At 36.3% G+C, this 19,919-nt stretch carries 15 protein-coding genes and 2 pseudogenes; 2 read left to right on the top strand and 15 right to left on the bottom strand.

All coding sequences use genetic code 11. The features are described 5' to 3' along the window. Positions 1 to 3: 3 nt before the first annotated feature. The 15 genes and pseudogenes from IPK91_15760 to IPK91_15690 all read right to left on the bottom strand — a co-directional run bounded on the left by IPK91_15760 (position 4) and on the right by IPK91_15690 (position 18,186). Positions 4 to 1,923 carry an efflux RND transporter permease subunit gene (locus IPK91_15760; protein MBK8298699.1) on the bottom strand — a complete coding sequence of 640 codons (1,920 nt, stop codon included), beginning with the start codon at positions 1,921 to 1,923 and terminating at the stop codon, positions 4 to 6. Continuing rightward, the gene (locus tag IPK91_15755; protein MBK8298698.1) at positions 1,923 to 3,197 is read right to left on the bottom strand and encodes an efflux RND transporter permease subunit; all 1,275 of its coding nucleotides are present in this window, start codon (positions 3,195 to 3,197) and stop codon (positions 1,923 to 1,925) included. Before IPK91_15755 ends, IPK91_15760 begins: the two co-directional genes overlap by 1 nt. Positions 3,198 to 3,209: 12 nt before the next feature. After that, positions 3,210 to 3,569 carry a hypothetical protein gene (locus IPK91_15750; GenBank protein MBK8298697.1) on the bottom strand — a complete coding sequence of 120 codons (360 nt, stop codon included), beginning with the start codon at positions 3,567 to 3,569 and terminating at the stop codon, positions 3,210 to 3,212. Positions 3,570 to 3,571: 2 nt separating this feature from the next. Further along, positions 3,572 to 4,453 (bottom strand): ribose-phosphate pyrophosphokinase, encoded by an 882-nt coding sequence (locus IPK91_15745; protein MBK8298696.1) that lies wholly within the window; start codon positions 4,451 to 4,453, stop codon positions 3,572 to 3,574. After that, positions 4,453 to 5,957, bottom strand: a pseudogene (locus tag IPK91_15740) (thymidine phosphorylase family protein). Before IPK91_15740 ends, IPK91_15745 begins: the two are co-directional and overlap by 1 nt. A gap of 157 nt (positions 5,958 to 6,114) precedes the next feature. Further along, entirely contained in the window at positions 6,115 to 8,676 is a 2,562-nt protein-coding gene (locus IPK91_15735) for a cation-translocating P-type ATPase (protein ID MBK8298695.1), read from the bottom strand. After that, a pseudogene (locus IPK91_15730) lies at positions 8,673 to 9,227 on the bottom strand (HAD-IC family P-type ATPase). The gene IPK91_15735 and the pseudogene IPK91_15730 overlap by 4 nt, the downstream one beginning before the upstream one ends. Before the next feature lie 111 nt (positions 9,228 to 9,338). After that, positions 9,339 to 9,572 carry a hypothetical protein gene (locus IPK91_15725; protein MBK8298694.1) on the bottom strand — a complete coding sequence of 78 codons (234 nt, stop codon included), beginning with the start codon at positions 9,570 to 9,572 and terminating at the stop codon, positions 9,339 to 9,341. A 96-nt stretch (positions 9,573 to 9,668) separates the two neighbouring features. Next, entirely contained in the window at positions 9,669 to 11,417 is a 1,749-nt protein-coding gene (locus IPK91_15720; protein ID MBK8298693.1) for a T9SS type A sorting domain-containing protein, read from the bottom strand. Between the two features lie 38 nt (positions 11,418 to 11,455). After that, positions 11,456 to 13,150 carry a multicopper oxidase domain-containing protein gene (locus IPK91_15715; protein ID MBK8298692.1) on the bottom strand — a complete coding sequence of 565 codons (1,695 nt, stop codon included), beginning with the start codon at positions 13,148 to 13,150 and terminating at the stop codon, positions 11,456 to 11,458. A gap of 12 nt (positions 13,151 to 13,162) precedes the next feature. Then, positions 13,163 to 14,044, bottom strand: a complete 882-nt coding sequence (locus tag IPK91_15710) for a c-type cytochrome (protein MBK8298691.1) — start codon at positions 14,042 to 14,044, stop codon at positions 13,163 to 13,165. Next, positions 14,001 to 14,237, bottom strand: a complete 237-nt coding sequence (locus IPK91_15705; protein ID MBK8298690.1) for a hypothetical protein — start codon at positions 14,235 to 14,237, stop codon at positions 14,001 to 14,003. The genes IPK91_15710 and IPK91_15705 overlap by 44 nt, the downstream gene beginning before the upstream one ends. Continuing rightward, the gene (locus IPK91_15700) at positions 14,234 to 15,250 is read right to left on the bottom strand and encodes a cytochrome-c peroxidase (protein MBK8298689.1); all 1,017 of its coding nucleotides are present in this window, start codon (positions 15,248 to 15,250) and stop codon (positions 14,234 to 14,236) included. Before IPK91_15700 ends, IPK91_15705 begins: the two co-directional genes overlap by 4 nt. 12 nt (positions 15,251 to 15,262) lie before the next feature. Further along, positions 15,263 to 16,240, bottom strand: a complete 978-nt coding sequence (locus IPK91_15695; protein MBK8298688.1) for a T9SS type A sorting domain-containing protein — start codon at positions 16,238 to 16,240, stop codon at positions 15,263 to 15,265. A gap of 755 nt (positions 16,241 to 16,995) precedes the next feature. Further along, positions 16,996 to 18,186 carry a PKD domain-containing protein gene (locus tag IPK91_15690; protein ID MBK8298687.1) on the bottom strand — a complete coding sequence of 397 codons (1,191 nt, stop codon included), beginning with the start codon at positions 18,184 to 18,186 and terminating at the stop codon, positions 16,996 to 16,998. 301 nt (positions 18,187 to 18,487) lie between these two features. Here IPK91_15690 and IPK91_15685 point away from each other — a divergent pair, with 301 nt between their 5' ends. Next, positions 18,488 to 18,940, top strand: a complete 453-nt coding sequence (locus IPK91_15685) for a JAB domain-containing protein (protein MBK8298686.1) — start codon at positions 18,488 to 18,490, stop codon at positions 18,938 to 18,940. A 34-nt stretch (positions 18,941 to 18,974) separates the two neighbouring features. Continuing rightward, a complete protein-coding gene (locus tag IPK91_15680) occupies positions 18,975 to 19,907 on the top strand; it encodes a DUF1738 domain-containing protein (GenBank protein ID MBK8298685.1) in 933 nt (310 codons plus the stop codon). The last annotated feature ends 12 nt before the right edge of the window (positions 19,908 to 19,919 follow it).

Raw genomic sequence — 19,919 nt, 5'->3', positions numbered from 1 at the left:
TTCTTAATCTATTATTTCTAAATATTCTACTTTTCCATGTTTTCTCATTTCACGCTCCTTCACCAATTGGTAAACTACAGGCAACACGATTAACACAAAAAGGGTGGAAGTAATAAGTCCAAATACAAAAGGTATGGTAATCGGTTTCATTACATCGCTTCCAACGCCAGTTGCTAAAAGAATTGGCATAAGTCCAATCATATCTGCCATAACGGTCATTAGTTTAGGCCGAACACGCATCACGGCCCCCGAAAACACCGCTGATTGAATTTCTTCCTGCGATAGTTCTGCTGTTTTCTTTTGTTCTATTTTTTCTCGCAATGCTTCATTCATATAAACTAACATTAGAACGCCGGTTTCCACTGCGATGCCAAACAGTGCAATAAATCCTACTGCAACTGCAACAGAAAAATTGACTTCAAAGAAATACATAGAATACACGCCCCCGATAAGTGCAATTGGTATGCTGGATAGCACAATCAACATTTCTTTAGCTGAATGGAAAGTAAAGAACAAAACAAACGCTATGATGAGGAGTGTAATGGGAATAATAATTTTCAAACGGGCTTCTGCACGAACTTTATTTTCATATTGTCCGCTCCAGTTGATGAAGTAGCCTTTAGGAAGATTTTTGAAATCACTTTCAATTTTTGTTTTAGCATCTTTCACTACGCTCCCCATGTCCCTGCCACGAATATTAAATAATACAGTTCCCCTGAGCATTGCGTTTTCTGAATTTATCATGGGAGGGCCTTCAGAAATTTGTAAATCTGCCACTGCGGATAAAGGAATGACACCATAATCGGAAGTTTGTATTGGGGTTCGTTTTATTTCTGACAGATCACTCCGAAAGTCCTGCGCCAAACGCATGGCAATACTAAACCGCTGGCGGCCTTCAACCGTATTTGTCAATTTCATGCCACCCAAAGCCATTTCAATTATCATGTTTACTTCCTCGATAGATAGATTGTATCTGGCAATTTCTTCCCGCTTAATTTTAATATCAAGGTATTTTCCTCCGGTGAGTTGCTCTACATATAGATCGGCAAGGCCTTCAATACCTTGTAATGATTTTTCAATTTGACGTGAAAACTTGTAAATGGTATCTAAGTTTTGTCCGTATATTTTTATTCCAATATCTGTTCGCACACCGGTTGAAAGCATATTGATGCGATTGATAATGGGTTGTGTCCAACCATTTGTTACTCCCGGTATCTGCACTTTTGCATTCAACTCCGAAATCAGTTTTTCGGTGGTCATGTCCTTGCGCCATTGCGATTTTGGCTTAAGTATGATGACGCTTTCTATCATACTCATAGGAGCATTGTCGGTGGCCGTATAAGCGCGACCTGCTTTTCCCAGCACATTTTCTACTTCGGGAAAACTGCTGATGATTTTATCCTGCACTTGTAAAATTCGTTTGACTTCGTTGTTGGAAACATCGGGCAGGGTAACTGGCATAAACAAAAGTGAACCTTCATCCAACGGTGGCATAAACTCCGAACCCAATCGCAATACGAAAGGGATACTTCCTAATAAAATAAGAACAGATATGACAATTACTGTCTTTTTCCAGCTCTGACAAAGATGTAAAACAGGGCTGTAAATTTTTATGAAGAAATTGGCAATTGGATTTCTACTTTCAGGAATTAATTTACCTTTCATTAAAGAACGCAACAACATTGGTACAATAAACAATGCAACAATTGCAGATCCAATCATTACAAATGTTTTTGTATATACCAATGGTGAGAAAAGTTTTTTCTCCTGCCCTTCTAAAAACAGAATCGGAGCGAAGGATATAAGTGTTACGAGTATCGAAAAGAAAACAGCTCTCCCTACTGTGCGTGACGAACGTTCAATGATTTTGATGCGTTCATCTTCGCTTAATTCTCTTGTGTTACCTATTCTTTGCTTTTCCATTATTCGTTAGTTTTTACAACCGCTTTTACCAATCCTTTATAAGCATTTTCTGTCATTACAATTCCGGCATCTACTAAATCGCCAATAGCTAATGCAATGCCACCAAGCGACATGATGTTGAGTGAAATACCAAATAGTTTTACCAGCATAAAGCCAATCAACACCGAGAGGGGAATAGTAACAATTGCAACTGCTGCGCTTCGCACATGAAAAAGGAAAAGTAACACAATGAGAGAAACCACAATGATTTCTTCAATTAATGCTTCTTTCAATGTAGCAATTGCAGCTTCTATCAGGTTGCTGCGGTCGTAAGCGATTTTAATTTTTGTTCCGGGGGGAAGGCCTTTTTCCACATCGCTTAATCTTTCTTTTACCCGGTCAATTACCTCTTTGGCATTTTCTCCGTATCGCGCGACTACCACACCACCAACAACTTCGCCTTCTCCGTTTTCATCTACTATCCCAAGTCGGATGTCGCTGCTCATTTGAACATCTGCAACATCTTTCATTCTGATTGGAATTGACTTCATTGCACCTACTGAAATTTCTTCGATGTCTTTTATATCCTTTATATATCCCAATCCTCTAATCATATAACCCATTCGATTCATTTCATATATACTTCCACCTACATCCCGGTTATTGGCTTTCAATGCATTTGCTACTTCCATTGCTGAAACATTATAGTAAACAAGCTTATGTGGATTAATGCTTACCTGATATTGTTTCTGAAATCCGCCAAATGAGGCAACTTCACTAACGCCCTCTACATTTTGAAGGGCGAATTTAACATACCAGTCCTGCAAAGCTCTCAGTTCTCCCAAATCGTATCCATCGCCTTGAAGTGTATACCAAAACACATGTCCTACACCGGTGCCATCAGGACCGAGTGAAGGAGTCACTCCTTGTGGTAATGCTTGCTGTGCAAAATTCAATCGCTCCAACACGCGTGTTCTTGCCCAATAAATTTCTGCATCATCATTAAAAATGACGAAGATGAAACTCATGCCGAACATCGATGCAGCACGAATAGCTTTTACATTTGGAATGCCTTGCAGATTAGAAACCAATGGATAGGTAATTTGGTCTTCCATGATTTGCGGGTTGCGTCCCATCCACTCGGTATATACGATTACCTGATTTTCTGAAAGGTCAGGAATAGCATCAACAGCTGTATTCATTATTGACCAAACTCCTCCCACAACAATCATCACAATGCCGATCCAAACAAAGAAGCGGTTATGCGTTGACCATGAAATTATTTTTTCAATCATCCTAATTCTGTTTTATACTCTATTTCGTTTCAGTTCAAACCAAGTCCACAATCCACCCAAACCGTCAATAATTCCGAACGATAAAAAATGCCAGTCGGCTTTGCCTGAGAGCATAAGATAAGCAACCACCAAAGGGGCCGCAAATCGGGTATGAATTGTGTATATCGCAAATTGCCTGTTACCCGATAATGCCGAACGGTAATAATAATAGGAAGAACAGAGCAGCACAAATCCTAATAAATTCAACCAGGGTTCACCCGAAACAGGAAGACTAAAAAAAGGTAAAATGATATTTGGTAAAAATAACAATACTATACCTACAAGCAGAGAGTATAAACTGAAAATGAGAAGACTTTTGTTTATTCTGTTCATTATTACTCAAATAAATTGTAAAACAAATCACTTACATCAATCCTGTTACTTACGTGCGGAATAGTGTTACAGGTAATTACTTTTTTTACTCCCGTGTTTAATAAATCCTGGTAAGCATTTCCAGCAAATACAGCATGAATGCCAACGCAAACAGGAGCTTTCATACCCACTTTTTGTAAATGCCCAACAGTTTCAATCATAGTTCGGGCAGTAGAAATAATATCATCAACCAACACAGGTGTGTGGTTATAATATTTTTCTACTTGTGGAATTGAAACTTCAACATTTCGGTCGTCATGCCTGATTTTTTCCAAGACAATAAAAGGAGCATCTACGTTTTTCGCTACTTCAGAGACCCATTGACCGCTTTCGCTGTCAGGACCGATCAATACAGGATTTGAAATATTATTTATAATCCATTTGGAAATGTGATTTGCAGCATGAACTACAGTTGTAGGAACCGAATAAATTTCAGACAAAGAACCATATCTGTGAAGGTGAGGGTCAACAGTGGTTATCGTTTCAGCAAAGTTGGAAATCAGTAAAGCGAAATATTTTGAAGTAATCCCTTCTCCGGTGTGGAATTGTTTGTCTTGCCGCATATACGCAAGATAAGGAGCAATCAAGCAGGTGCATTCAGCACCCAATTCCATTGCGGTTTTGGATAAAAAGTATAAAGGTAAAAGTTTTGCATCGGGGCGGTCTAATGTACAAACCATTATCACTTTTTTACCTTTTACATCTGAATGGATGCGAATATATGTTTCTCCGTCCGGAAAATTTCGAACAGTCATTTCACCTTTCTTAACGTTATAATTTTTTACTATTGCCTCAACGATAGTTTCATTGCCTGGTAATCCAAAAAGTATGATTTCACGTTTCATCATTTTATATTAACAATGTCGGGTTGACTTTTATAATAATCCAATGCATAATCCAATTCACCTTTCGCTTCAGCATAAATGGTAAACAAAACATCTCCATTGTTTACCTTTTTGTTTAAAGGTGATTGAAACGATATTCCGGCTTTTGGAGATTTTGGCGCTCCCGCAAGTTTGGCAAGTTTTGCGAGTCGCCTGCAATCAATTTTCTCCACCTCGCCAGATTGATTAGAGATTATATCTTGTTTGTAAGTAGCAAATGAAGGTTCTGTAAAACGCCCCTGAGCATTACAAATAGCGATAAATTTTTGTAAGCCATTCCGTTCGATAATATTTCTGCTGCTTGGTTTACTCCACTCACTCCTTTTACATTGCCTGATAATTCTAAAACTATACCAGCAAGTGATAATGCTCTTTGTTTTAAATCCATTGGAGCATCTGTTTCATTTCTAAGCACGTTTAGAACATCCATTGCTTCTAATGCGGGACCGATGCCTCTTCCAACAGGTTGTGTTCCATCAGTAATTACCACTTTTAACTTTAATCCAATTTTTTGACCAACAATTTCAAATTGAGCTTTAAGCTCTTTTGCTTTTTCTAATGTTCGAACTTTGGCTGTTTCGCCAACCGGAATATCAATCACCACATGGGTTGCTCCTGCTGCTGCCTTTTTAGAGAGTACAGAAGCTATCATTTGTCCTTCGCTATCAATGTCAAGTGCTTTTTCTATGGAAATGAGAATATCGTCTGCGGGACTTAAGTTAACTGAACCGCCCCAAACCAAACAACCGTTTTCCTTGTTAATCACATCCTTCATTTGGTTGATGGTTAGTTCCACATTGGTCATCACTTCCATGGTATCTGCTGTTCCCGCAGGTGATGTTATTGCCCGGGAAGATGTTTTTGGAATGGTTAATCCCGCAGCTGCTACAATACTTATTACGATAGGGGTAGTACGGTTTCCGGGTAAACCACCCACACAATGTTTGTCATAAACATAATTTTCATTCCAATCTAATTTTTTTCCAGAACGTGCCATTGCCTTAGTAAGGCTTATAATTTCATTTGATGAAAGTTGATTTCCCGCGGTAGCGGTAATAAATGCAGCCAGTTCAATATTAGAATAATGTCCTTTGGCAATATCTGAAATAATCTGCTCCAATTCATTTTCAGTTAATTCTTTCCCAAATATTTTAGCTCTAACTAACCCTACAGAAGAAATAGGTCGCAAGTGTGAAACAGTTATCACATCTCCAGCTTGTGCATTTAATCTTTTGATTGCTTCAATTGAAAGCCCTGCTTCACCATGTTTAATTAGTTCGGATTGTACAACATTAAGTGTTGCAATTATACTTTTATCAAGACAGTTAACAATTACCCTTGTAAGAGCAGTAAATCCTTCAGAGAGGCATACATGACAATCAGAACGCATATAGATAATGTTTTCCCGATAGGTGTCAATGCCGAGGTTTATTATTTTGAGATGATGTGAAGGATTGTTATTCATTTATAACAAGGAGTTTTGCAGAGCACAGTTAATCTTCATTATCTTATGAAAATTATCATAAACAGCCAATTCTTCATCGCTATGAAATTCCATATCTATAAAATCGTGAAATTCATGATTGTCAGGAAAAGCAGATTGGATATTTGTATTCACTATATTAATTTTCATCATGAATTATTTTAGTGCGTTTCAAAAGTTGTATTGCGAGTAAAGAAACAGTTGCAGAAACAATTATTACCAACCAATCATATGCTTTTAGTGGTTGAACATTTAATGCTTTACTCACTGGTGCAATAAAAAAAACGGATAGTATTATAAGGGTACTTGACAATAATGAATACCATACATATTTGTTTAGGAAAACTTCAGATTTAAAGAATGGCGACTTTGTAGAAGCCATGTTAAACACATGAATCAACTGGCAAAAGATGAGTGTAAAAAACAAAATATTATTACACAATTTCGGATCAAATTTTGTTCCGGTATGAATAAAAAAATGACTTATAAACACAGCTCCAAGTGTGCAAATTGAAATAATAGTTGCATATATCCATATGGCATACCATTGTTTGGTTATTAAAAGTGGTTCAGCAGGATTACGAGGCTTATGTTTCATCACTGAAGGATTTCCTTCGCTCAAACCCAAAGCAAGAGCAGGAAGCACATCTGTTATTAAATTAATAAACAATATTTGTAAGGTAAATAGTTGGAAATGCAGGTTTAATAAGGCAGCTATCGATACTACAAATAACTCGCTCATGTTGCATGAAAGTAAGTAAATAACAAATTTCTGTATGTTGCTAAAAATAACCCGCCCTTGTTTAATGGCATGAACAATGGAAGAAAAAGCATCATCTTTCAATACCATGTCTGATACTTCCTGTGCTACTTGAGTTCCTCTTTTTCCCATAGATATACCGATGTCTGCCTTTTTTAACGCTGGGGCATCATTTACTCCGTCGCCGGTCATGCCTACAATGTTTCCCTTTTCCTGCAGCACAGTCACCAAATCAAGTTTATGGGAAGGGGAAACTCTTGCGAAAACGGCAGTGTTCATCCAAACCTGTTTGTCTTTTATGCTTAACTGTGAATAAGGGAGCATGTTTTTTCCTAAGACAGGTTCGTTACTTCCCGAAATATGAAGTTGATTTGCTATGAAATTGGCGGTTGCAGGATGGTCGCCTGTAATCATTACAACATGAATTCCTGCATCCTTACACTCCTTTATGGCTTCGTAAACATCAGCAGCAGGTGGATCCATCATTCCATAAAGTCCGGAATAAACTAAATCATTTGTAAGTGAAATATTTTTAGAAGAAGCTTCTTTATATGCTCCGGCAATTACTCGTAAGCCTGATGCAGCAAGTTTTTCTGATAACAATTTCAATTCTTCTCTTTTCTCATTGGATAATATAGAGAATTCAGAATCTTTATAAATATGAGTGCATTGTTTTAGGATTTCTTCTGCTGCACCTTTCGTGTAAACTATGAAACCTTTACCATTACTATGCAATGTTGCCATCATTTTGGATTCGGAAGAAAAAGAAACTTCATCAATTTTTTGGAATTGTTGCCTCATTTGTTCAATGTCAATTCCATGCTTGTATGCATATTTTAATAAACCAGTTTCAAGAGGGTCGCCAATTTCTTTTGTATCATTTCTTGAAACCTGAATTGATGCTGTGTTACATAAGACTGCAATCTGATACAATAACTGTTTGTTCTTTTCAGAATTTTCATCTGCTGAAATTACTTCCGTTACTTCAATTTTGTTTTGAGTAAGTGTTCCGGTTTTATCGGTGCAGATAATTGTTGTGCCACCCAATGTTTCTACAGCAGATAGTTTTTTTACAATCACGTTATGCTTTGCCATCTTCATCATGCCATGAGCCAGGGCAAGAGTAGCTACAATGGGAAGTCCTTCTGGAATAGCAGCCACGGCAAGTGCGATAGCTGTTTCAAGCATTTCCACGTAATCTCCATGTGTAAATAATCCTACGATAAAAATAAGGACAACCAGAGCAATTGTGATGTAAATTAGCTTGCGACTGAAAACTTGTAATTTCTTTTCAAGCGGAGTAGCCGATTGCTCAGCCTCTTGCACCAAATGAGCGATTTTGCCAAGTTCGGTTTGCATTGCTGTTGCCACCACTATTGCTTTTGCATTGCCATTAGTGATATAAGTTCCTTTGTACAACATATTGGTACATTCAGATATTGGAACATCTTTAGAAATTTCTATTTCATTTTTTTCAACAGGCATTGCTTCTCCAGTAAGTGAGGCTTCATTTACTGAAAGTTGAATAGCACTAATTACCCTTGCATCTGCAGATATCATGTCACCTGCTTCCACAAATAATATGTCATCCGGAACAACTTCTTCTGAAGGTTTCTCTTGCAATTTCCCATCTCTGAAAACTTTTGCAGGGACACTCGCCATCTTTTTCAATGTATTCATGGAGTGTTCAGCTTGTAATTCCATCCAAAAACCAATAACTGCATTTATCAGAATTACTAATATTATTGCTGTTGCATCCAGATATTCTTGAAACCAAAAGGACAATCCTGCTGCGAAAATCAACAAATAAACCATGAGGTTATTGAACTGGGCTAATAATATTCTGACAGGATGTTTCCCCTTTTTAAATTGGATAATATTGTGGCCGTATTGTTCAAGCCGACTTGTTGCTTCCACTGATGTCAGTCCTGTTTCTATCATGCTAATTTTCTTTTTAAAAGTTGTGCATTAATAGCTACTACAATGGTGCTTAAACTCATTAATACAGCACCAATTGCAGGACTTAGCATGATGTCCCATTTGTAAAGTACTCCTGCTGCCAATGGGATTGCAATAATATTATATCCAGCGGCCCACCAAATATTTTGTATAATTTTATTATAAGTAGCTTTTCCAAATAAAATCAGACTGGCAATATCTTTTGGGTTAGAGTTGACTAATATGATATCTGCTGTTTCTGCTGCCACATCTGTTCCTGATCCAACTGCAATGCCTACATCTGCTTGTGCCAGTGCGGGGGCATCATTTACTCCATCACCGGTCATTGCGACATATTCACCTTTTTCCTGAAGTTGTTTTACTTTTTCAAGTTTTTCATGAGGTAATACATTGGTTAAAAATCCGTCCATGTTTAATTCATCGCTTACTTTCTTTGCCACTTTTTCATTGTTGCCTGTAAGTAATAGGTTTTTAATTCCTGCTTTCTTCAATATTTAAATTGCCTCAAAAGAGTTTTCTCTTATTTGATCAGAAAATGTAAAATATACTACTACTGCTTTATCTACCAATATAAGAATTACTAAATTGAAAAACTTGAATGCGTTACTGACTCACAATACAATTAATGCTTGTGGTCATGGTCATCATTTTGATGTATTGCTTTTAACTTGCTCCAGATCCATATTGCATACGGGGCATTTACCTTGCTTGTCGTAAGTTTTTTCGCCTTCGCATTTCATGGGGCATTGATATTTTTGATTTTCAGTTTGCTCTGTAGTAGTTTTATCTGTTTTGTTATCAGCGTTTTTACCTCCGCATGAAGTCATGAAAATTGTCAATGTAAGTAATAAAGTTATTGTGATGATTTGCTTTTTCATTTTCATATGTTTTTAATTTTTAATAAAATATCCATTACAAAATATATATAAAGAGAAAAGCAATGAAGATATTTAATGATAATTCAGATGCTTTTACTATTTTTTAATGAATTTTTGGTTTATAAACTGGTTATTAACAAAAACCCTGACCATATAAATGCTGGAATTAAAATCTGTAACATTAATAGTTGAATTCGAAGAATTTGGCTTTACGTATTTTAAAATATTTCCAGTCATGCTGTTTATCGAGATATATTCAGGAATATTTTCAGAACTAATTGTAATGGTTGATGAAGTTGGATTCGGGTAGATTTTTAATTCAATATTTTGGGCTAAATTTTTATTTCCGGTTATTAAAGTCTCAGTAGTATCCAATCGGACCACCTGACTCAATGTTTTATTTACATACCATATTTTACCATCGGGTCCGATTTTTATTCCCATAATACCGGGATTAATGGTTTGAACTTTGCCCATAAATATTGCACCAGGTCCTGAGATATCATATATATTGATATCGCCGGTTGAGAAATCACTTACCAAAAGTCTATCATTGAATAATTCAATGCCAGAAGGTATCACTAAGCCAGTGGTTATAACATCCTCTACTGTTGCGTTAGAGTATACTGAATATTCCGCAACAGGCTCATACGGTGGAAGATTATACGCAAATGTTCCAGTGTTGATGTTTAGTCGTTTTACTTTCTTGTCGGCAGTAGAAACATAGTATAACCAATTTGTATTTTTGTCTAACACCAGATGACTGACAACATCATGTGTAGGATCTGAATAAAATTCAGCATCAACATATCTTCTTATGATTCCATCTCCATGATCGGCTTGACCAGGTCCATGGTCTTCTCCAAAGTCATATCTTACAATGTCATTACTATTTCCATCTGTTACCCAAAATACATTTTCACTTTCATTGCAAATGCCCATACTATATGGACTTTGGTGGAGCATGTCCAAATGACTCCCGTTTCCTCCGGGTGGCGTTTTGGCATAGATTGCAGGGTCACTAGACCATAATGCTGGGCCTGTAAATGGATCGCCACCATTGTGATTTGCATCATATACTCCAGTTGATGTGGCGAAGTTTTCATTTTCACTAAATGCAATACCAGTTGGTAAGCTCATAAAATGATATGAGTTTCCATCTTTTTGAACTATAGAAGTTTGGCCCGTCAATCCTGCTTTAGAAAATTTCACAGTGCGTCCGCCACTTGCTTCTGTACCTTTATTGATTACCCAGAATTCATAACGACTTAAAACTGGATGAAAATCCAAATCTCTTGGTTCACTGACTCCTTTTGTGCTATTCCCGATGATCGTCTTTTTAGAAACATAAGACAAATAACTGTCTACAATATTTGGAATCGGATCAGCAATGATAATCGTTTTTTTAATGGTATCGTTGGAATGATCCATATCGACATTGCCATTGAGATCTTCAACCCATACTTTTAATTCATAGGATCCAACTTGATTTGCAATCCAGGGAATTGGATGGACGTAAGTATATGACACCCCAAAATCTATAGCTAATCCATCTACTTTCGCTGAAACTGGAATTTCATTATTGATCTGGTAAATGATATTAAAATTATTTATCGGGTTGTTTCCATTGTTATATACTATTCCGGTAATAATGAAATTACCTATTTGAGAGTACGATTTGCTTTTGATTTTAATATTTTTTATATCCCAATCCAATGCCAAAGTGTTTAAACTAGTTAATTCAGAAAATAAATTTTTGTAGTCAATTGAAGAATTTAATGAATTGCTTTGACCAGCTTGAATTATTGACATTGTCAATAATGACAGAAATAATAATTTTTTCATGATTTTTCGATTTAGTTTTGTCAATTAATAAGATCAATTTAAATTTTAATTATTTTAAATATTTGAACATTAGTACTGGATTGCATGTGAAGAAAAAACTGACCTGCTGTAAGCTCGCTTAAATCTAATTGCTTAAAGTTTTCGATTGGTTTTATTTTATTCTTTAATATGATTCTTCCAAATACATCATATATTGTTATGGCCTCTATATGTTTCAAAATGCTTTTATTCTCAATAGTTAAAAATCCATATGTAGGAATCGGAAATATCCTAATATCACTAAAGTTTAATTCATCAACATTTGCGGTCGTGTTCGGTGCAACCAAAAACTGCCCCATCATTCCATTGTCTTCGTGAGTTAGTATATGACAGTGATACATGTAAGGTATATCAGGGTCAGAAAAATCACTGTATTTTGTAACCAATCTAACTGAGCCATTCATCGGAGGAATCATTACTACATCTTTTATGCCCTGCATATTGGCTGGTGGTGCAGAACCATTGATTGATAAAATATAAAAAGGATTACCGTGTATGTGAAATGGATGAGCCATCATAGTTTGATTTGTAATAGTCCAGATTTCAACATCATTTTGTTTTACGGTGAAATTGATGACTTCTTCGTCAAATTTTACAGCGTTGATAAAAAAATTGGTTGTACTCATCATCGGTTGTGCTGTTAATCGAATGGTTCTTGCTGCAGCTCCTGATTCTGGTATTAATTTGTTAGTAGTTAAATTTTGAGGAATAGTAGTTACGGCGTTTGGTGTTTGAGTAGAAACATTAATCTTTAACAGATCAAATGTTTTATTATCCAAGGGACCCAATTGCATGCCCATCATAGAAGGACCTCCCATGAATCCTTGTGGAAGTTCATTCCCATATTGTTGGATATAAAATGATTTGCCTTCCTGTCCTGAAAAGTCAACTAAAATTTCTGCACGTTCCCCATTGCCTAAATTTAATTTAGTCATTGCAATTGGTGTATTTAACAAACCACCGTCGGATGCTATTTGATAAAATGTACGTCCATCTTTAAATCCAAATCGAAACACCCTATGACTGGATGCATTTAATAGTCTTAATCGTACAATCTGTGCCGGACAATTTACCATTGGGTTAATGGTTCCATTGACCATAGTTGTATTATCCAATTCATCATTTACTCTGATTTGTTTTGTTACAGCATCCATTGTCTGAAATTGAAAGATCAATGGTATGTCATCAGTTCCATAAGTACGTGGCAATATTAGTTTGGCTTCTTCCGGATCTCTCACTATGATTAAACCGGCGGCACCTTTGATAACTTGTTGAAACGTTTTACCATGTAAATGTGGATGATACCAATACGTCGAAGCATTGTCCATCACGGTGAAGGATGGATACCAAGTTTGACCAGGCAGGATTGGATTATGAGGACTTCCGTCATTCTTTGGACTTATATGCAATCCATGCCAGTGTGTTGTTGTGGTATCGGACAAATCGTTTACTACATGAAAGTTTAGTTTTTGTCCTTTATTTAAAATTAGCGTAGGCCCAAGATAATTTCCATTATATCCGATGGTTGCGGTATTAAAACCATTATAAAATTGCTTAACACCTTCTTTAATAGTAATATGAATTGGATTACCCGATAATGTATCAGGAATAGGAATTAATGTTTGAGCATTAATTTCCAATTTCAAAAACGAAATAATAAATAGAATCATTAAGTTATGGTGTGAACTCTTCATGATATTTAATTTTTAAAATGGATTCGCATATTCCGGATTGTTAATGTAAGTTGGATCATTTAAAGTCTTTAGAAAAGCAATGAGGTCTTTTTTGTCCTGGGCAGTCAAATTCAATCCAGAAAAATTGTTTTGCAAAAATTCAGTGGTTGTACTGGACTTTTTAACATTTGAATTGTAATGATCTATTACTTCTTCTAAAGTTTTAAACCGGCTGTCATGCATATAAGGTGGAGTCAAAGCTATGTTGCGTAATGAAGGAACTTTGAATGTTGCTTTATCAAGGTCTTTTTTGGTTACATTAAATCTGCCCAGATCTATAAAATTTCCTTCTTCATCCAAACCGTTATTCATGTAATCATTATTTGTAAAATTATATCCGCCATGACAATGAAAACATTCTGCGCCCTTCAGATTATTTAATGGATCTGTTTCAGCAAAAAACAAATCTTTACCTCGCAATTCTTCTGGTGTAAAACCGACCTCACCTTTTAGGTATTGATCGTATTTGGAGTCATGGCTTACAATGGTCATCATAAATTGCTCTAACGCCAGACTCACTTTTAAAGAGCTTACTGTATCATTTCCAAAAGCACGAATAAATTGATCCGCATATTTTTTATCACTTTGTAATTTAGAAACCATGTTGGGTAATGTTTCATTCATTTCAAGTGGATCCTGGATTGGTTTTAGAGCCTGGTCTCTCAATAAGGGAGCACGGCCATCCCAAAAGAATCCATTGTTGTGAAATGCCAGATTAAATATGGGCATGGCATTTCGACCTCCTTCCATTTTTTCAACTCCAATACTGAATGGTCTGATGTCTGTAAAAGCATCTTTTTGTGCATGACAATCAGCGCAGGCTTGTGTTAAGTCTTTGGATAACTTTTTTTTCATAGAATAGCATTCTTCCCAGTTTTACTTTTTCTTTGGTAAGTAGATTGTCTGCCGGAATTACAGGATCGGGAAGATCTCCGTTTAAGTTCAATATATAAGGAGTGGTATCATAAACCGGCTTGTCATCATCTTTACTACATGTTGCCGTTATGAATAAAATAATTAAAGCGGTAAATAGAAATTCATTTTTCATTTGACTCTATAATTTAGATTCGTAATAAAATGGGTATCCGTTAATGCTTTTAAAAAATTAACGAGATCTGTTTTTTCTTGTTCGGTAATTATGAATCCGGAAATTAAATTGCTTTTCTGCACATTGTTTTTTCCACCCGATGCATAATGTTCTATGATTTTTTCCAGTGTGTTGACGCTTCCATCATGCATGTATGGATAAGTAATTTCGACATTTCTAAGTGAGGGAACTTTGAACAATGAACGATCCTCTTCTTTTCCTGTAAGTCGCATTCGTCCTTCGTCAGGATCATGTTCATATAATCCGTTATTAAAAAATGCATAGTTGGTAAAGTTGAATCCTGAATGACATTGACTGCATTTCAAGTCAGGACTGTTGAATAGTTTTAATCCATTTTGAGCAGAATGTGATAAAGCATTTGGATCTCCATTGATAAATGTGTCATAAGGTGAGTTTCCACTAAGGAGAGCTCTTTCAAAAGTTGCTATTGATCGGGTAATTACGAATGGATCGGGAATTCGATTGTAAGCCTGTAGACTCATTTCTCTGTAAATAGCCTGTCGGTTTAATTTATCTGCGATAAGTAGGATATTGTCATCAAATTCGTTGTGCTCCTGTATAGGAACCCCCACTTGCATTTCCAAGGTAGGCACGCCACCTTCTCTTAATAAATATGGATGATATACCACATTGCCAAGAGAAGGAGCGTTACGTATACCTATTCTGTCCATAATTCCTTCACTAACCTTTTTTCTGTCAGTAAATGCAAACTCTGGTATATGGCAAGAAGAACAAGAAATTGTTGAATCGCGGGATAATATCGGATCATAAAATAACTTTCGCCCAAGTAGAAATCTGGACTGATTAAATTCATTATCCGTAGGAAAAGATGGAATTGGAAACCCAGTAGGAAGATCGAAATATGTATTTGATTTTGTTTCTTCTTTTTGACATGAGCATATCAAAACAAATGCAAACAGAAAAACACATCCGATTCCGGGCTTCCAATTCATTATATTAAACAATTATCTGTTCACTAATTTACCGGTTGATACTACTTGCTGTTCTTGTGTAAAAGAATAGAAATAGTTTCCCGTTGGTACCTGATCTTCAATATTGAGTATTCCTTCCTTTGTATTTAATGTAGATTCCTGCATGGTCTTACCATTCGAGTCATACAATTTGAATTGAAGCTTAGAATTTGAAGTAAACGAATATTTAATAAAAACAACATTCCCACCATAAATTACTTCAGAATATAAATTATTGTATGCATCCTTTGTCGCTGTATGATGTATGAAAGGACTAAAAACTTTTTGAGAACCATTAGCAATCAATACTGCCGCACTCCCTGTCTCCCCATGATTATTAGCCCCACCAGCTATTACAATTCCATCAAGTAATAGATTGTATTCAGCTAAAAAATCAATATATATTTTACCATTTTCTACAATTGTTTGTGCAGGATAAGATTTTGTTTTGAAATTGGTATCACCCAGTCCTTCAATATTTACAACATCTAAGAATGAACCATTTGTTCTCGCTGCGTTTGCCGATAATGAAATAAAACGGTAGCCTGCGGTCCAACCCCAATGCATGGTTGGATTTTTAGGTGCTAAAGCATGATTAAGAGGATAAGAAGCAGGATCTAAATGATTTGAAGCTGCGTCCACCCCAATTGCAAAATCAATCTTTTCAATAATGGAAATGTCGGTAAAAGTGCCCAATGAAAACTCTTTTGAATTTGGATTAGAAGGATCTACAAAAAGATATACATTATTTAAGGCAAGTTCCTGGCTACCATCATGTGTAATTTTTAATCCTGAAATGTAAAACTGCAATCGGGTGGTTTTATACTTTGTACCTTTCGGTGAAGTCGCTTCCTGATTTAAAGCAAAGGCTTTGCCATCAAGACGGTGATCAAAACGAAGTATAACCTCGGTTTGTGCCTGAGATGATTGTCCCAAAGCAATGAGAATCATAAAGAGGAAAAGTTTTTTCATAATTTTTGATTTTATTAATGATTAATTCTTTAATTGTTGTATTGCCTAATTGCGACATTATTGCTAAAAATTCAATGAAACAAAAACCAGTTGTAATGAATACATTAAACTTCAATCCCAACAGATGGAGGATTGATACTATGAAACATTAAAAAGGAAGGGTTAACAACGATAGATCCGGATCACCTTATAAATGTCAAAGACGATCTGAGGAGGGTTATAATGTTGAAATGAAATTCTTGAATGGAATAAAATGTTATTAACGAAGCAAAAAATTGGTACTAAGGGTAGTGATTTTTCAAAGCCAAGTTGTTTCCAAAAAGAAATACCAATTTGTTTAATCCCAAGTGTTGATCCTTTGATGAAGTGAGTACGATCTTCACAACAGGGCTTTCTACTGAATTCAACCGGTGAGTTTTTCGTAGTTTGACTACGAAGATCTTTGTTTGAATGGCAGTTTGACTTTTTAGCTGAACAACATGATTTTGGTTTAAAATAAAAGCATGCTGTAACACCTTTCTTACTACATATATGCTCAAAATTGGAACTCCAAACGAGCAGATCAACATGTTAATAGCAATTATAATATGTAATGACCTGATAACCAATTTTAATAATAATTATTTTGATTGACTTTACAAATTTAATAATAAATAGAAACTATATTAAACAAAAAAAATATTCCAATAAGCTTTTTAAGGAGCCTTGTTTTGCAAATGCTCCTTTTTAAACACAAGTTTAATTTTTTGATGGGATTATTTTTCAACTGTTATTTTCTTAACGTATGATTCCTTACCCACAGCCATCCTTATATAATAATATCCAGGATTCAGATTAAAAGCATTTATAACTTGGGTGTGTACTCCTTTTGATTCTTTTTTGTTATTGATTGTACTTGTTCTGATGCCCTGCATATCATATATTTCAATTAATACATCGGCTTCATCTGTTAGTTCGTATTTTATTGTTGTAGATGTCATAAATGGATTGGGGTAATTTACAAAGTAATTGTACTTGCCACCCTTCAAATCATTATATTCCGTTGGTAGTAGAGTCACAGATTCTCCAATTAATCCTAATCCATGAGGATGGTGGACTATTACATGGTGGCATACATGACTGGTGCAGCCTCCATCAGTATCCGTTATGATCAGACAAACAGTGTATGTGCCTGGATGAGTATAAGTATGGGTAGGATTCTGTTCGTTGGAGGTATTGCCATCACCAAAATCCCAAGCCCAGGTACCTATAGTGCCATCGCTGGTGGACTGGTCTGTAAAACTAATGGTCTGCTGGTCTGGATCAATCTGATGGAAGACAAATATTGCATGACAGACACCGGCAGGTGGATGATGCACAACAACATGCTGACATACATGACTACTGCAGACACCATCTTCATCTGTGATTGTCAAACAAACCGTATAAGTCCCAGGATTCGCATAAGTATGAATCGGATTTTGTTCCGAGGAGGTGGTACCATCGCCAAAGTCCCAGCTCCAGAAACCGATCGTGCCATCACTGGTGGACTTGTCCGTAAAACTAAAATTTGGTTGATTAAGGTCTGTCTGGTGAAAAACAAAAGCAGCATGACACACACCGGCGGGCGGATGATGAATCACAACCTGATGACATACGTGACTGGTGCAACCATGGTCATCTGTGATGTTCAGGCAGACAGTATAAGTGCCCTGATTTGCATATATATGGGAAGGGTTTTGTTCAGTGGAGGTAGTACCATCACCAAAATTCCAGGCCCACGAGGTAATTGTCCCATTGCTGGTTGACTGGTCGCTGAAAGTAACCGTTTTACCATCGACAGAAAAATGAAATCCTGGTATGCAATGCTGAGCATTTCCTTGCTGAAACCCCATTAGCAGGCACACTAAAATTAGTAAATATCCGGCCCTCTTAAAGGCTATAAAATTTGTTAAGATCTGATTCATTTGAAAAATATTTGCTGTGATTTTGAATTATAGCCAGAGTTTAAGGTGAAGCCTTTTAGCATTCAATCCCAACTTCCAGTCATTATTTGTTTTTAGCTTAATAGTCTTCAAGACGAATAAAGCGGCAAGATGGTTGCCTAAAGATAGAAAATTCAGGATTCTAATCCTCATTTATTAATTATTGCCAATCTGGCAAATTATACCGTCTTGGTATTCCTTCCTGTCTTGAATAAACTGGTTTAGTAAAATTCTTTAACAATCTAAATCAGAAAACATGAAAAAAATAAATGGCATCGACCACATGAATACGCTTTGGCGTGTGGCAGAAGTGCAAGTTAAGTACCGAGGCAAGTTAAGCATTACCAATCGGCCTATAATTAAAGGTTCACAATCGGCGGAAGAAGTATTTCGTGCAAATTGGAGCGATAACATGGCATTGATTGAAGAATTCAATGTTTTGTTTCTCAATAGAGCTAATTATGTAAAAGGCATTCTCCGATTAAGCCGTGGAGGTATTACCGGAACCGTTGCAGATGCTCGTATTCTCTTTGCGGCAGCATTAAAAGGTTTAGCAACTGGAATAATTGTAGCTCACAATCATCCTTCAGGCTGTCTTAAACCTAGTTCACAGGATGTTGACCTGACTCGAAAGTTAAAGCACGCTGGACAACTTCTTGATATAACACTTTTGGATCACATCATCCTTGTGCCGAATTCCGGCTTCTATTCCTTCGCGGACGAGGGAATGCTCTAAGTAAATCATTCATTCACCATTAAATTTTATCATTATGAAAAATTCAGTAACTACTGAAGCAACCACTATTACTTCAAATCTTTATGAAGAAGTAACCAACAAAATCATTTTATTGATTGAGCACGGTGTAGCACCATGGCGTAGAACATGGAGCACCTATGGACTGGCTCGTAATTATGGTACAGATCATATTTACACAGGTATCAATCTGATCCTAATGAACAACACCATGCATCCAATCCCATATTTCTTAACCTTTAATCAGGTTAAGGAACAAGGTGGAAGTATAAAGAAGGATGCAAAAGCAGAGAAAGTCATTTACTTCGATGTGTATTACAAAGATGGAAATGACAAGACATTGACTAAGGAAGAAGCAACTATACGTCGAAGGAATGGAGAAGAAATTCAGATTCTAAAGTTCATCAAGTATTACAATGTATTTAATCTTGAGGACATAGAAGGATTTGAATTTCAGATTCCGGAAATTGAGCTTAAGCCAAATGAGAAAATAGCCAGATGTGAGTCAATCATCGAGAACATGCCTAAAAGGCCGGAATTGAGGCAAATCAACGCAAATAGGGCATGTTATGCACCAGAGCTTGATTTTGTAAATATGCCTTCCATTGAGCAGTTTGAATCAGCAGAGTACTACTACTCAACATTCTTTCATGAACTTGTCCACTCAACCGGTCATGCTTCACGTCTTGCAAGAGAAGAAGTAATGAATCCACAAAAATTTGGAGGCATACCATATAGCAAAGAAGAATTGATAGCAGAAATGGGCGCATCTTTTCTCTGTTCAAGTGTACAGATTGATTATGACAACATTGTCGAAAACAATGTAGCATATCTCGCTGGATGGTTGAAGGTGCTCAAAGAAGATAGCAAGTTCATTTTTAAAGTTGCTGCTGATGCACAGAAGGCGGCAGACTACATTTTAAACCGGAGACAGTTGAAAGGCGAATAAGGCCGTGCATTA

The organism is Saprospiraceae bacterium (assembly GCA_016712145.1).
Taxonomy (GTDB): Bacteria; Bacteroidota; Bacteroidia; order Chitinophagales; family Saprospiraceae; genus Vicinibacter.
The sequence above is the reverse complement of the archived record's forward strand: the minus strand, read 5'-3'. Positions and strand labels throughout refer to the sequence as shown.

Coding starts and splice junctions, on each gene's coding strand:
- IPK91_15760 (MBK8298699.1), bottom strand. CDS start 1,923: ATGGAAAAGCAAAGAATAGGTAACACAAGAGAATTAAGCGAAGATGAA.
- IPK91_15755 (MBK8298698.1), bottom strand. CDS start 3,197: ATGATTGAAAAAATAATTTCATGGTCAACGCATAACCGCTTCTTTGTT.
- IPK91_15750 (MBK8298697.1), bottom strand. CDS start 3,569: ATGAACAGAATAAACAAAAGTCTTCTCATTTTCAGTTTATACTCTCTG.
- IPK91_15745 (MBK8298696.1), bottom strand. CDS start 4,453: ATGAAACGTGAAATCATACTTTTTGGATTACCAGGCAATGAAACTATC.
- IPK91_15735 (MBK8298695.1), bottom strand. CDS start 8,676: ATGATAGAAACAGGACTGACATCAGTGGAAGCAACAAGTCGGCTTGAA.
- IPK91_15725 (MBK8298694.1), bottom strand. CDS start 9,572: ATGAAAAAGCAAATCATCACAATAACTTTATTACTTACATTGACAATT.
- IPK91_15720 (MBK8298693.1), bottom strand. CDS start 11,417: ATGAAAAAATTATTATTTCTGTCATTATTGACAATGTCAATAATTCAA.
- IPK91_15715 (MBK8298692.1), bottom strand. CDS start 13,150: ATGAAGAGTTCACACCATAACTTAATGATTCTATTTATTATTTCGTTT.
- IPK91_15710 (MBK8298691.1), bottom strand. CDS start 14,044: ATGAAAAAAAAGTTATCCAAAGACTTAACACAAGCCTGCGCTGATTGT.
- IPK91_15705 (MBK8298690.1), bottom strand. CDS start 14,237: ATGAAAAATGAATTTCTATTTACCGCTTTAATTATTTTATTCATAACG.
- IPK91_15700 (MBK8298689.1), bottom strand. CDS start 15,250: ATGAATTGGAAGCCCGGAATCGGATGTGTTTTTCTGTTTGCATTTGTT.
- IPK91_15695 (MBK8298688.1), bottom strand. CDS start 16,240: ATGAAAAAACTTTTCCTCTTTATGATTCTCATTGCTTTGGGACAATCA.
- IPK91_15690 (MBK8298687.1), bottom strand. CDS start 18,186: ATGAATCAGATCTTAACAAATTTTATAGCCTTTAAGAGGGCCGGATAT.
- IPK91_15685 (MBK8298686.1), top strand. CDS start 18,488: ATGAATACGCTTTGGCGTGTGGCAGAAGTGCAAGTTAAGTACCGAGGC.
- IPK91_15680 (MBK8298685.1), top strand. CDS start 18,975: ATGAAAAATTCAGTAACTACTGAAGCAACCACTATTACTTCAAATCTT.